The sequence below is a fragment of the Corallococcus sp. AB045 genome, from assembly GCF_003668895.1.
Classification (GTDB): Bacteria; Myxococcota; Myxococcia; order Myxococcales; family Myxococcaceae; genus Corallococcus; species Corallococcus coralloides.
Genome location: NZ_RAWN01000015.1, coordinates 35,722 through 48,514, shown reverse-complemented (window position 1 = coordinate 48,514; position 12,793 = coordinate 35,722). Strand labels below are relative to the sequence as shown.

11 protein-coding genes are annotated in these 12,793 nt (G+C 70.5%); 9 read left to right on the top strand and 2 right to left on the bottom strand.

The window, feature by feature from the left end:
* Positions 1 to 5: 5 nt before the first annotated feature.
* The 5 genes from D7Y21_RS05925 (at position 6) to D7Y21_RS05905 (ending at position 6,056) form a co-directional block, all read left to right on the top strand.
* Positions 6 to 1,610 carry a hypothetical protein gene (locus D7Y21_RS05925; RefSeq protein WP_233591576.1) on the top strand — a complete coding sequence of 535 codons (1,605 nt, stop codon included), beginning with the start codon at positions 6 to 8 and terminating at the stop codon, positions 1,608 to 1,610.
* 158 nt (positions 1,611 to 1,768) lie between these two features.
* Positions 1,769 to 3,118: a HAMP domain-containing sensor histidine kinase gene (locus D7Y21_RS05920; protein WP_147469195.1), complete on the top strand. Its 1,350-nt coding sequence runs from the start codon at positions 1,769 to 1,771 to the stop codon at positions 3,116 to 3,118.
* Entirely contained in the window at positions 3,115 to 4,488 is a 1,374-nt protein-coding gene (locus D7Y21_RS05915; RefSeq protein ID WP_121711803.1) for a sigma-54 dependent transcriptional regulator, read from the top strand. The genes D7Y21_RS05920 and D7Y21_RS05915 overlap by 4 nt, the downstream gene beginning before the upstream one ends.
* A gap of 142 nt (positions 4,489 to 4,630) precedes the next feature.
* Positions 4,631 to 5,074 (top strand): putative immunity protein, encoded by a 444-nt coding sequence (locus tag D7Y21_RS05910; RefSeq protein WP_121711801.1) that lies wholly within the window; start codon positions 4,631 to 4,633, stop codon positions 5,072 to 5,074.
* Between the two features lie 103 nt (positions 5,075 to 5,177).
* A complete protein-coding gene (locus tag D7Y21_RS05905; protein WP_121711799.1) occupies positions 5,178 to 6,056 on the top strand; it encodes a hypothetical protein in 879 nt (292 codons plus the stop codon).
* A gap of 13 nt (positions 6,057 to 6,069) precedes the next feature.
* Here D7Y21_RS05905 and aac(3) read toward each other — a convergent pair whose 3' ends face one another.
* Positions 6,070 to 6,870, bottom strand: coding sequence for an aminoglycoside 3-N-acetyltransferase (gene aac(3), locus D7Y21_RS05900; RefSeq protein ID WP_121711797.1), 801 nt, complete (start codon positions 6,868 to 6,870; stop codon positions 6,070 to 6,072).
* 181 nt (positions 6,871 to 7,051) lie between these two features.
* Here aac(3) and D7Y21_RS43300 point away from each other — a divergent pair, with 181 nt between their 5' ends.
* The 4 genes from D7Y21_RS43300 (at position 7,052) to D7Y21_RS05885 (ending at position 9,140) form a co-directional block, all read left to right on the top strand.
* Entirely contained in the window at positions 7,052 to 7,174 is a 123-nt protein-coding gene (locus D7Y21_RS43300; protein ID WP_255424201.1) for a hypothetical protein, read from the top strand.
* 248 nt (positions 7,175 to 7,422) lie between these two features.
* Positions 7,423 to 7,650 (top strand): hypothetical protein, encoded by a 228-nt coding sequence (locus D7Y21_RS05895; RefSeq protein ID WP_147443204.1) that lies wholly within the window; start codon positions 7,423 to 7,425, stop codon positions 7,648 to 7,650.
* 69 nt (positions 7,651 to 7,719) lie between these two features.
* Complete coding sequence (locus tag D7Y21_RS05890; protein ID WP_120563685.1) at positions 7,720 to 7,959, top strand: hypothetical protein; 240 nt, start codon at positions 7,720 to 7,722, stop codon at positions 7,957 to 7,959.
* A gap of 101 nt (positions 7,960 to 8,060) precedes the next feature.
* Positions 8,061 to 9,140, top strand: a complete 1,080-nt coding sequence (locus D7Y21_RS05885; RefSeq protein ID WP_121711795.1) for an alpha/beta fold hydrolase — start codon at positions 8,061 to 8,063, stop codon at positions 9,138 to 9,140.
* Here D7Y21_RS05885 and D7Y21_RS05880 read toward each other — a convergent pair.
* Positions 9,132 to 12,734, bottom strand: a complete 3,603-nt coding sequence (locus tag D7Y21_RS05880) for a VIT domain-containing protein (protein WP_233611997.1) — start codon at positions 12,732 to 12,734, stop codon at positions 9,132 to 9,134. The genes D7Y21_RS05885 and D7Y21_RS05880 overlap by 9 nt on opposite strands.
* Positions 12,735 to 12,793 lie beyond the last annotated feature (59 nt).

Here is a 12,793-nt window from a genome sequence, read left to right as displayed (position 1 = left end):
GAGGTATGCGGAAGCTGTCCATGATGGGCGTGATGCTGTTCGGCGTTCTGGGTTCAGGGTGTCAGGGCGAGGACTGGGAGCAGCCCCCCCACGAACAGTCCGGCGGCGCCGAGGCAGCCGTCACCGCCACGCGGCAGGCGGTCGTCTCCCCGGAGCTCGCGGCGTCGCTCACGTGCGTCGAGACATATGTCGGCGCGGGGACCTGCGACTGGGCACACTGGAGCGAGCTGTGGGAGACGTGCCAGACCTACGAGCACGCGGAGCTCGAGGACGGCCTCTTCCTGGATGAGGTGCAGGCAGAGAACTGCACGGCGGCCAACTGGTCCGCGCTGCGCGAGCAGCTCATCGCCCCGCGCGCGCCGCTCGTCCGCGTGCGTGAAAGCTGTAACGGCGGCTCCCAGGTGATTCAGGAGGCTCCATCCAACGGCTGCCACACCCTCCCGCAGGCCGCGGGCGCTTCCTTCGTCGACGTGCCCATCGGCAAGGCCGTGACGCTCCATGCCGCTGGGGACTGCACCGGCGACTCGGTCACGGTCGAGACCGACACGAACCTCTGTGAGACCTCGTTCGGGAGCGGCGCGAGCGCGAACGACCAGGTGCGTTCGTTCCGGATCCAAGACGTCGAGGCGCCCCCCTCGGAGCACCGCTACGACTGTGCTGGCGATGAGTCGACCTGCGTCAAGAACAACAACAACGCCAACAGACTGGCCGCCATCAACAAGAAGCACACCGTCAAGGTCGTCCGCATCACCCTGGATGGCAGGACGACGCCCGCCCTCAGCACCATCCAGAACTCCATCCGCGACGTGTACCGCCACTACGCCGTCGCGTCTCGCGGCCAGGTGAGCCTGGAGTTCACCGGCTCGCAGACCGTGCAGGTGACGAGCAGCAACTGCACGACGGCGAAGAACCAGGCCCGCCAGAAGGCCAACTCGAGCGCGTTCCTCACGGTGTTCGTGCTGCCTGGCGGGATGTGCTCCACCTCGAACGCCGGCTCGCGCAGCGTCTTCCTCAAGGGCACCCTGGTGCGGGACTATGCCCATGAGATCGGGCACGTGCTCGGCCTCGCGCACAGCAACGTGCGAGACCCCTCTACCCAGGTGGTCAAGTCATCCGCCGACTCAAGCAGCTTCATGAGCACCTTCGCGGCGGACAACTACAACCTCCCGCAGCTCCACTGGCTGGGGTGGACGAAGAAGGAGGAGCTCGTCAGGATCAACCCGGCCATCGACAGCAGTGGCTCCACCGAGGTGACCCTCCGTCCGGTGGGCACCAACCCGGACAGCACCAGCAGCCTCCCGCTGGGCGCGGTCTGGGAGATTCCTGGCACCGAGCAGCGGCTGTTCATCGCCGTCCCGAAGCCGCGCCTCAACGGCACGAATCAAATCGAGGGCGGCACGGTGTTCGCGTACCAGGCCCCCAAGTGCGTGGGCTGCACGGGCATGGCCATGGGCACGATGCAGCTGGCGCGGTTCAGCGCCAAGGCCGTCAATGAGCACAAGGCGAGCGACATCTTCATCAAGCCGGTGGGCTACACGAGCAGCTTCGTCCAGGAGAACGGGAAGAGCGTCGAGGTGTTCACCTCCGTCACGCTGCGCATCCGGAAGTAGCGACCGCCCTCGGCACCGGGAGTGTTCGGATTTCCGACGCCCGGTGCCGGGTCTCCGAACACGAAGGGGGCGGAGAGGAGGAGGCCCCAGGGCACACGGGCTGGGGCATCCGCCTTGCTTGGGCATAGGGTAGCGCCCACGGTCCAGGAGGACGCGCCTTGCATTCCCTACCCCAGCCCACGGCCGCCGGAGTCGAGCAGGTCCAACGCGAGGCGTTCTCGCGGATGTTCCGGCAGGTGACGAAGGTGCTGTCGTTCCTGAGTCCCCTGCCGGTGGTGATGGTGTCGCTGGGGCTCATCGGGGACACGTCCGCATGGCGCCGGTGGTGCGTGGCGTTGGCGTTGGGGCTCGTGCTGGTGGGGCTGGCGGTCGCTGCGTCGTGGCGGCGGCAGCCGGTGGTGTCCCATGAGCAGGGCACGGTGTTGCCGCTGGTGGCATTCCCCTTGTTCACGGTGGTGAACCTGTCGCTGGGGGGACTGGAGAGCCCGCTCATTCCGCTGGTGCTTCCGGTGAGCTTCGCCACGGCGATCCTCTTCTCGCCGGCCAGGGCGCGCAGGTGGGTGGGCTACCTGCTCGCGCTGCTGGGCGTGCAGGCGGCGGTGACCTTCACGGGCGCGGTGGAGGACCTGGTGCCCGTGCTCTTCGGAGGCGGCCGGCGCGCGGGGCACAGCGACGCGCTGCTCCTGACGATGCTCGCGGTGACGGCGTTCCTCGTGCTGTGGGCGAACTTCATCGGCACGACGATGCGGCGCACGTACCGGGGCATGGTGCGCACGGCGCTGGATGCACGGGATGAAGCACTGAAGGCACATGAGGAACGCGTGCGCTCGCTCACCACGCTGTCCGGAGAGATTGCCCACGAGCTGAAGAACCCGCTGGCGAGCGTGAAGGGCCTGGCCGCGATGATTGCCCGCGAGGTGGAGGGCCGGCCCGCGGAGCGGCTCGCGGTGCTGCGCCGGGAGGTGGACCGGATGCAGGAGATCCTCGAAGGGTTCCTCAACTTCTCCCGGCCGCTGCTCCCGCTCAACGAAGCGCACGTGCCGCTGGATGGCCTGTGCCGGCAGGTGGCGGAGCTGCACGAAGGCATGGCGGGAGAACGGGGCGTGGGGCTGCGGGTCGCGGAGGGGCCGCTGGTGGAGGTGTGGTGCGACGCGCGCAAGGTGCGGCAGGTGTTGATCGACGTGGTGCAGAACGCTCTGGACGCCGCGCCCCGGGGCAGCACGGTGGAGCTCCAGGCCTGGATGGCCACGGAGGGTGGCGGCCACGTGGAGGTGCGGGACCGGGGTCCCGGACTCGCGGCGGAGGTGCGCGAGCGCGTCTTCGAGCCGGGTATCACCACGAAGCCCCACGGCTCCGGCCTGGGCCTGGCACTGTCACGAGCCCTGATGCGCCAGCACGGCGGAGAGTTGAGCCTGCGCGCCCGTGAAGGCGGCGGCTGCGTGGCGGAGCTGAGTCTCCCGGCCGCGCCCCAGCCGGTTGAAGCGCAGCGAAAGGAGGCCCTGCCATGAAGGCCCGCGTGCTGGTGGCGGATGACGACGCAGGCGTGCGCTACACGCTGCGCGGCTTGCTGGAGGACGACGGGCTCACGGTCGAAGAGGCCGTGGATGGCGAGGCCGCGCTCGCGCGCCTGGACTCCGAGCCTCCCGTGGACCTGGTGCTCAGCGACCTGCGCATGCCGCGCGTGGATGGCATGGAGCTGCTCCGCCGCGTCGCCGCGCGTCCGCATGCGCCCCGCGTCATCCTCATCACCGCGCACGGCTCGGAACGTCACGCCGTGGAGGCCATGAAGCTGGGCGCGCTGGACTACTTCCGCAAACCCTTCGACGTGGACGACGTGCTGGCCGTGGTGCGCCGGGCGCTCGGGATGGTCCGGCTGGAGGCGGAGAACGAGCGGCTTTCCGGCGAGGTGAACCTGCTGCGCTCGCTGGTCTTCGTGTCACCGTCGATGGCGCGGCTCGCCCTGCTCATCCAGCGCGTGGGCCCCCGCGACGTCACCGTGCTCATCACGGGAGAGAGCGGCACCGGCAAGGAGCGCGTCGCCGAGGCCCTGGTGCGCGCCTCCCCGCGCGCGGACAAACCCTACGTGCGCTTCAACTGCGCCGCGCTCACGCCAGAGCTCGCGGAGGCGGAGCTCTTTGGCCATTCGCGGGGCGCGTTCACCGGCGCCGTGCGCGCCCGTCCGGGCCTCTTCCGCGAGGCCTCCGGAGGCACCCTGCTCCTGGACGAAGTGGGAGAGCTCGCCCTGCCCCTCCAGGCGAAGCTCCTGCGCGTCTTGCAGGAGGGCGAAGTGCGGCCCGTGGGCGAGGACCGCTCCTTCCCGGTGGACGTCCGCGTCCTGGCCGCCACCCACCGCGACCTGCCCCAGCGCGTGGCGGAGGGCCGCTTCCGCGAGGACCTCTACTACCGCCTCAAGGTCGTGACGCTCCTGGTGCCCCCACTGCGAAGCCGCCCGGAGGACATCGCCGCGCTCGCAAGGCACTTCCTCGCCCGCCACACCGAGCGCTTCCACATGCCACCGGTGTCCCTGACGCCCGCCCTCCTGGAGCGCCTCACGGCCCACGCCTGGCCCGGCAACGTGCGCGAGTTGGAGAACGCCCTGGAGAGCGCCGTGGTGCTGTCCGCCGACGGAACCCTGGACCTGGAGCTGTTGCCCGGAGGCGCCAGCGCCCCCACGTCACCCCAGGTCCCCTCCAGCACCGGAGCCACCCTGCGCGAGAAGCTGGATGCACACGAGCGAGAGCTCATCCTCGCGGCGCTCGCGGCGTCCAAGGGCCAGCGCACGGAGGCCGCGAAAGCGCTGGGCATCGGCCGCGCGACGCTGCACGACAAGCTCCGCAAGCACGGCCTCCTGAGTGAAGGCGAGGAACAGGAGCGCTGAAGGCTCACTCGCGGCGTCCTTCGATGGAGTCCCAATCACTTTCGCCAGCGGAGCCGGAACCGCCAGGTCTGGCCACACATTGACCTGACAGGCTGAAATGACAGTGAATACGCAAGGAGTGTGACGCCGGGAGGAGCGGAGCATGGAGCTCGACAGGTCCGACCACGAAACCCTGGCCCGTTGGGCCGCTGACTGCGCCGAGCACGTCCTCCCCTTCTTCGAACAGAAGTTTCCGGAGGACCACCGTCCCCGCCAGGCCATCGAAGCAGCACGCGCGTGGCAGCAGGGACATCTGATGATAACCGACGCAATTGTCGCCGGCTTCGCCGCGCACGCCGCGGCCTCTGACGCCACCGCGCACGCCGCAGCATGCGCCGCGGCCCGCGCCGCTGGACACGCCGCCGCCACCGCCCACGTCGCAAGCCACGCGTCACAGGCCGCCACCTTCGCGGCCACCGCCGCGGCCCATGGCGTGGCCGATGTCTCGGACGCCGCCGAAGCCACCGCCCGGGAACGCGCCTGGCAGCGCCAGCAGCTGCCGGAACACCTCCACGCCCTGGCGTTTCCAGCCCGGAACAATCGCTGAACGCACTGCGCGTGCGCGACGCATCCCGGCCATGCCGCCCACCCGGCATTGGCCCGGCCGCGTCACTTGACAAATCCAGCAAAATCCGTTTTCCATTTTTAACATGAACTTCAAAAAACCTGTGTTGTGCACGGTGGTGCTGGCCTCCGTCGCCTGTGGCGGTGAGGCCTTCGAGGGTGAGCCGGTCGCGGCGGAGGACCTGGCCAGCACGCGGCAGGCGGCCTTCTCCGGCGTGAACGGGACGGTGTGCGAGGAGAGCCCGTACAACTGCAAGCTGCGGCCCTCCGGCGGCAACCGCGTGCAGACCAACGACCCGGACGACAACGACGCCTGGGGCATCACCACGGGCGTGCCCATCCGCGACGGCAACGGCACCGTGGTGGGCACGTCCACCCGGACGAGCTCCCTCTTCAACTACGGCCAGACGCGCACGTTCGCCGGTGAGCTGCACGCGTTCGCGACGTCGACGTCCAATTCGAGCGCGGGCTGGCTGCCCATGTCCGCCATCCTGGGGCGTACCTCCTTCGAGGGAAAGGTCGGCCACGTCTCCGCGCTGAGCTCCGGGCTGAGCAAGATGGCGTGCTACGCCGTGCGCAACTCGCACGACACCAACCTCGAGCTCAAGAAGGTGGTCTACGACAGCACGGCGACCCACGAGCGCGCGGGAGACTACCTGCCGCTCGTGCGGGCCAACGGCCTGCGCTCGGCGAACCTCACCTTCAACGTGCCGGGCTTCGGCCTGGGCGGCGTCGCGGTGGACCACTTCCCCGCGGGCACGAAGTTCCAGCGCCTGGATGTCCCGACGAACTCGGGCGCCCCCTCCATCGACATCCCGCTCTGGGTGCTGGACAGCGCGGGGCGCTACCGCCAGCAGTCCGGCACCATGAAGTTCATCTATGGCTACGTCATCGCCGCCACCAGCACCCGCCGCAACGGGTGGATGGCCTATGACGCGCTCGAGGTCAGCTCCGGCTGTCCTTGAATCACGGCGCCCTTCAGCGGGGGTACGCCTCCAACCAGGCGACGCCCCGGTGAAGCAGGCGGCGGGCGTCGAAGAGATGTGACACGGCCTGGGCAACGCTTCCGGAGCGGCCGATTCCCTCCGCGAGGCATTGCTCTCCAATGCGCGTGAAGGGGTCCACGCTGGACGCGCGCAGGGCGTCGGTCACCGGCTCGCGGGTATCGAACTCCTCGAAGTCCACCCAGCGCCGCTCGCCGTCGACCTGGAGCGGTCGCTGGTAGCGGACCACGCGCTTGCCGGGGAGGTCCGCCAGGTGCTCCGCGTGGTGCAGAATCGTGAGCGTCTCCAGCGGCGCCCCGAGCATCAGCACCTTGCCCTCCGCCTCCACCAGCCGGGCCAGCGGCGAGCCGGGGCCATAGCCGTACTGGAACGCGTGGTCCGCGCAGAGCCACTCCGCCCGCGCGCCAATGGCGACCATGCCCGCGTCCGGATGGTCGCTGCGGACCGCTCCGGGCCAGGTCCTGAGCGTCTCCGCGAGGATGCCGTGGTCGCGGCTGGCCCGCGCGGTGCGCTTGTCGAAGGTGGGGATTTCGTCGCGCAGGCGCGCGTCCTCGAAGTCCTCCGGCTCCACGCCCATCTCCCAGTCCAGGTACGCCATGAGCGTGCCCCGGCTGCCCACCGTGTCGAGCAGCGCCTGCACCACGATGTTCACCCCGCCCAGCACGGGCCCGAGCCTCCGAAGCCCGGCATGGACCATCACGAGGTCGCCCTCCTCCACGCCCAGCCGCCGCAAGTCCTCCCTCAATCCGGTCCGGGTGGCAGGGGGCTTCGTCATGGGCTCCATCCTTCCTGTCGCATGGCGCTGAAGGATAACAACCGCCTCGCCCCGTGGGGCGCTGTAGGTCTGTGCTTCTCCACGCAATCGCCTGACACCGAGAGACGGACTGGGGGGCACGAGGTGGTGTGAGCAGCCTCCCCGCTCGGAGGCGGACGGCCTCCGGCGAGGGGAGAGCAACATGAGAAGAATTCGAAATGGGATTGTGACGTGGCCCCTGGCGCTGCTGCTCCTGGCGGCCACCACCGCGAAGGCCAGCACCCAGGGCGAACCGGAAGCCTTCGAGGCCCGCGCCGGCCGGTAACGCCACCGTAACAACCTCTGCCAGAACAACACGGGCTGGGGCCTCCACGAGCCCACTGCCATTCTGCGCGCGGGCAACGGCGCGGGCGGCTGTGTGGGGGTCGCCTGCGCTCCGTAAGGACTTGAAGGGGTCTCCGGGGACCGCGAGGCTTTCCCGGAGACGCCTGCCCATTGTCCTGATTTGAAAGGCAGCGCTATCCTGACGGGGCAGCACCCATTTCCCCCAAAGACCAGGAGAAGCGAATGCGCGTGGCAATCATTGCCGGACTGATGGCCGTTGGACTGCTTGCGGGCTGCGGCGGCGCCGAGGAGATGGAGCCCATGAGCCCCGAGGAGACCAACCGCGTTGTGGAGATGGCGGTCCCGAGCGCCTGTACCGACGCGTGCGACCAGAAGTATTACCAGTGTTACTTCGGCGGCGGCGACCCCTACTACTGCAACAGCTACCGCGCGTTCTGCATCTCGCAGTGCCCGTGATGGCGTGAGCCGAAGCGGCGTGCCGGAGTTGGGGCACGCCGCACGGCGGACCGCGCGAGGGAAGAGCCCATGCGAAAGACCCTCCTTGGCGGCTTCCTGGCCGCCGGACTCCTGATGGGCTGTGGCGGAACCGACGCCGAGGCGCCGACAGACGCCACCGCGCAGGAGGTGTCCTGTTACGACGCCTGCAGGCAGCTCTACGGCCTCTGCATGCGCGCGGCGCAGGGGAACATCGAAGAGCAGCAGCAGTGCGCGGCGGAGTACGTCACCTGTAACGAGCTCTGCCCGTCCCTGGGCGTGAGCCGATAGCGGGCCCTGGACGGAGCGGGAAAACGACCGCTCACCCGTGATGTGGAGCCGCTCGGGAGCGAGAAGGACTTCCAAGCGGAGCCTGCCGCGATGCTCGCGGAATGAACGCATCGAGGCATCCGCGCGCGAGGGCGGCCTTCGTCCTCGGGCTCTTCGTGGGCCCTCTCGCCGTCGCGCTCTTCGTGTTGGCGGCCTGCATTGGCGCGTCGGCGTCGGGCTGGGCCTATGCGGTGGGGAGCGTGGTGCTTTCGCTGGGGCTCCTCACCAAGCCCTGGCGAACGCGGGGCGGCCTGACACGCGCGGGATTGGGGCTCCTCGTCGCGGTCGCGACGGTCCGGCTCGCAGGGGCTGATGGCCCGCGGGTGCGCACCGAGCGGCTGCCAGCGCCGGGAACGCGCTACCTCAACCGGCTGGTGGACGAGCGCGACGGCACGCTCCTCGCGGCCCACGTCCTCTGGCGTACGCGGAGGATTCCCGCCTCGGACGCGGCGGAGTTCATTCCCGCGCTGGAGTCCGCGTTCGACCGGCTCGCCCAGGAGGAGGGGCTGGTGGCGACGCCCGCCATCTCCACATGGCTGGGGCTCCAGTCACCGGAGGCCTTCGACACGGTGGTCATCACGCCCGGGAAGCCGAGCCCCGACACGGCCGTGGTGATGCTCCATGGCTATGCCGGCAACTTCACCGTGTATTGCTGGCAGCTGGCCCGCGCCGCCCGGGCCATCTCCGCGAGGACCGTCTGCCCGTCCGTGGGTCCCCGGGGAGACTGGTGGAGCGCGGACGGAGCGAAGACGCTCGAACGCACCCTGCTCTGGCTCCGGAGCCAGGGCATCCGCCGCGTGTACCTGGCCGGACTGTCCAACGGCGCGGTGGGCGCGCACGTGCTCGGTGGCCGGGCCGTGCCTGCTGGCATCGAGCTGCGAGGGCTGGTGTTGATCTCCGGCGCCGAAGCGCGGGCGCCAGCGCCACGGGTCCCCGTCCTGCTCGTGCAGGGCACCCGCGACACGATGATGCCCGCGCGCATCACGAGGGACGTGGCCACGCGCCTGGGGAGGCGCGCGACCTGGTTCGAGGTGGACAGCGGGCACTTCGCCTTCCTGGACCACCACGAGGCCTGTGAGCAGGCCATCGCCACCTGGCTGCTCAGGCAGGAGGGGTCCCCGCGCGAGCGGAGCTCACGGTGAGGGCTGCGCCGTCACGCGGTCCTTCGACGCGATCAACTCCTCGCGCCGCAACAACAGACGCGCGTTCGTGTTGGGCAGGATGCGCACCTGGAAGCGCCGCTGGGCCGCGTCGTCGGCCGTGAAGACGTTACGGTCGCTCACGAGCAGCAGCGCGGTGGGCACCACGTACCGCGACGAGCGGTTGCCGTAGTAGTGCACCAGCACGTGGTACGGCCCCGGCGCCGCCTTCCGTGCGTGGTACAGCTCCGGCCCCAGGCCATCCGTGATGTCCCAGTACAGCTGCCCGCCCAGCGACGTCTGCTTGTGCTGGTAGAAGCACTTCTCCCCGTCCGGCTCGATGACCCACAGGTCGATGTCCGTGCTGTCCGAGTTCCAGTGCGTGGTGAGCTGGTAGTCGATGGGCCGCGCATCCGCGAACATCTCCTCACCGCCGGGCCCCCGCAGCCCTGCGCGGCGCGCCCTGAGCACGGCGGCCACCTCCGCGAGCCGGGGCTGCCGCTCCAGCCCCGCCAGCATCCGGGCGTAGTGGAAGCTCGCCACCGTCCGCAGCTCCTCGGCGTGCCGCTTCCAGGGACGCGCCAGGACGATCTCGTAGTTCCGGGCGGCCTCCGAATAGCGCCCGGCCGCGTCCAGCGCGAGCGCCTCCTCCATGAAGGCCTGCGCCTCGAAGGGACGGCTGAGGCGCACGTGCTCGAAGAGCTCCGCCGCCGCCGGGTACTGCCCCAGCGCCAGCAGGCCATACCCCACCAGCCGCAGCGCCTCCGCGTCGCGGGGCCGCAGCTCCACGGGCGACGACAGCGCACGCACCGCGCCCCACGTGTCCCCGGAGAAGGCACGCCGGCGCGCCACGGCCTCGTAGATCATCACGTCGTCACGGTTCTCCCGCCGCGCCTTGCGATAGGCCAGCTCGGCCTGGAGCCGCTCGTCACCGCCCGCGTAGGGCGCGTCCTTCAGCGGCTGGCGGCGCAGGAGCGCGGGCAGGCCCTTCTGCTCGGCGAGCCGGGCCACCACCGCGCGGCCTTCGGCGGGCACGTCGTCCAGCGCGATGCCCAGGAGCTTGTCGCGGCGCTGGTCCTCTTCCCTGCGCCGCAGCGACTCCAGGTTCTGCAGGTCCACCTGCTCGTCGCGGACGGCGTAGCGCGTGTAGTCGCCCTCGGACTCCAGGACGAGCATGGAGGCGCGGGCGTTGGCCAACCGGTAGTGCTGGCTGAGCGCCACCACCATCCGGTCCAATCGCTCGTCATCCAGGGACACCAGCTGGGACACGAAGAGCTCCGCCCACGCCCGGGGCGCGAACGCGCTGTTCACGTCCACGGGCAGGGGGATGCGCAGCGTGCGCTCGGGCCCGGTGCCCGCCTGGGTCACCACCTCCAGCGCCGCGTCGCCCTTGCCCGGCAGCCGCCCCGCCACCTGCAGCTCCTGCCCGGGGAAGACGAGCCGGGGCCGGCCCGCCACCACCAGGTCCTTCACGTCCGCGCCCACCACCGACACGCGGGACAGCACCACGGACGCCGCGCGGTGCGCCTTCGCCGCGGCATCCACCTCCGCCGCGGACAGGACGTTCACGACACGCCCGCCGCTGGAGCGGGCCAGCGCGTCGAAGAGCTCCGTGTTCACCGCCGCCTCGCCGAAGCGGTACGTCACCCAGCGCAGGGACTCCACGCACGGGTGCCGGGAGAGGAGCGCGTCCACGCGGCTCTGCCCCCACGTGACGTTGCCGTCGGAGAGCAGGAAGGCCGTCACGCGCTCCCCGGCGGAGGAAGGCTTGAGCCACTCACGCCCGGCCCGGTCCAGTTCGTCCAACGCGCCGTCCACGTGTGACGCGCCCTCCAGGAAGACGCGCTCCAGCTCCGCGAAGCTGGCCTGGCGGTTCGCCGCGTCGTTCGGGCGGAAGCCCGGCCCGTGCAGCCAGCGCGAACGCACGTCGAAGAGGAGCACCGCGTACTCCTTCAACGTCGCGTCCTTCTCCAGGAGGGCGCGCAGCGTGGCCGCCTGGATGGCCCAGGCGTTGCCGTCCTCGGCGGACAGCGAGGTGTCCACCACCAGCACCGCGCGGCCCGTGGGAGGCCCCTCCGCGCCAGAGGTGAGCCGCTCCGGCAGCCGCACCCGCGCGTGGAAGGCGCGGCCCGGAAGTCCCGCGTCGTCCGCGCCCACCAGCACGTCCGCGTCCTTACCGCGGGGCGCCAGGGCCACGCTCAGCGCGCCGTCCCCGGCGAGATTGGGAAGGTCCTGAACCCACCAGGCGTCCAGCTTGCTGCGCTTCGTGACCACCCCCTCTGGCTGCACGAGGATCTGCGAGACCTGGTTGGGATCCACGTGGACGCGGGCGGTGACGCGCAGCTCCTTGCCCGCGCCCGGAGGCAGCGGCCACGTGTAGCGCAGGTGGGTTCCGTCAAAGAGGAGCGTCTGCTCATACGCGATGACGACGCGCTTGAGGGACTTCGGAGGCAGGGGGAAGACGCGGGCGCTGAAGGTGGACGCGCCCGACCATTCGAGCAGCGCGGGGTCCACGTTGCGGCGCACGACGTCCTCGTACACCTCCCGCGCGCGCTTCTGCTCCACGACGCGGGCCTCCTGGATGTCGCCCCAGGAGCGCTTCGCGCCACGGGGCGAGGGCGGCGCGGAGGCCGCGAGCCGCTCCAGCTCCTCCGAGTCATCCCCCAGCGGAGGCAGCAGGTCCGGCGACTGGAACAGCGAGGGAGAGTCCACCGTCACCGCCCCCGAGTACAGCGCGAAGCCCGCCACCGTCGCGCCGCCAGGGAGCGGGTAATAGAACGTGCCTTCGAGGCTGCGGCCGGAGTCGTTCTCGAAGAGGTGATCGACCACGGTCCGCGCGCGGGAGCCCTGGATGTACGTGACGACGCGCACGGAGCGGGCCTTGAGGGGCTGATAGCGGCCGTCATCCCCCATCACCAGCACCTTGGCGGCGCGAGGCGCGGCCTCCACGCGAGGCAGCACGGGCTTCGGGGCATCCTCCTTGGCGGCCTGCTTCTTCGCGGGCATCGCCCCAGAACCGGAGCCGAAGCCGCCAGCGGATCTGCCACCGCCACCGCCACCGCTGCCCTTGATGATCTGGATGATCTCACGGCGGCGCTGCTCCGAAGGAGGGGGCGCGCCCGAGGGGGGCGACGCTCCGAACATGTTTCCAACAACGCCTCCGACGACACCGCCGGCCACACCGCCCTCGACTCCATCCGCTTCCGGCTCAGCGGGGGCCCGTGCGGCGGGCGCGGCCGCGGGCCGTTCACGCTCCTCCGAACGCCGGCGCATCTGGAGACGCGCCATGTCCTCGCCCGTCGTGTCATCCAACACCTCCGATTCCCCCAGCCCGGGGGCCGCGAGGGCACGCGAGCTCGGCGGAGCGATTGCGTCCGCGATCGCACGGTTCCTCGGTGGACGGGCGGCGGCTGGCGAGAGCGCCGCGACCTCCTCTTCGGACAGAACCTTCGGATCCGCCACGGAATCGCGCAGCGCCGCGAGGTCCACCTCCCCCGTGTCCGGTTGTCCCGCGACGGTGGTGGGGGACACCAGCCCCGCCTGGATGAAGGGCGCGGGTGTTTCACTCGGGGCGGCGGCCTTGGGAGGAGGAGCCACGTCCGCGCCCCGTTTGCATCCCGAGGCGAGGACCCCCATCAGCAACACGACAGCGGAAG

Coding starts and splice junctions, on each gene's coding strand:
- D7Y21_RS05925 (WP_233591576.1), top strand. CDS start 6: ATGCGGAAGCTGTCCATGATGGGCGTGATGCTGTTCGGCGTTCTGGGT.
- D7Y21_RS05915 (WP_121711803.1), top strand. CDS start 3,115: ATGAAGGCCCGCGTGCTGGTGGCGGATGACGACGCAGGCGTGCGCTAC.
- D7Y21_RS05910 (WP_121711801.1), top strand. CDS start 4,631: ATGGAGCTCGACAGGTCCGACCACGAAACCCTGGCCCGTTGGGCCGCT.
- D7Y21_RS05905 (WP_121711799.1), top strand. CDS start 5,178: ATGAACTTCAAAAAACCTGTGTTGTGCACGGTGGTGCTGGCCTCCGTC.
- D7Y21_RS43300 (WP_255424201.1), top strand. CDS start 7,052: ATGAGAAGAATTCGAAATGGGATTGTGACGTGGCCCCTGGCGCTGCTG.
- D7Y21_RS05890 (WP_120563685.1), top strand. CDS start 7,720: ATGCGAAAGACCCTCCTTGGCGGCTTCCTGGCCGCCGGACTCCTGATG.
- D7Y21_RS05885 (WP_121711795.1), top strand. CDS start 8,061: ATGAACGCATCGAGGCATCCGCGCGCGAGGGCGGCCTTCGTCCTCGGG.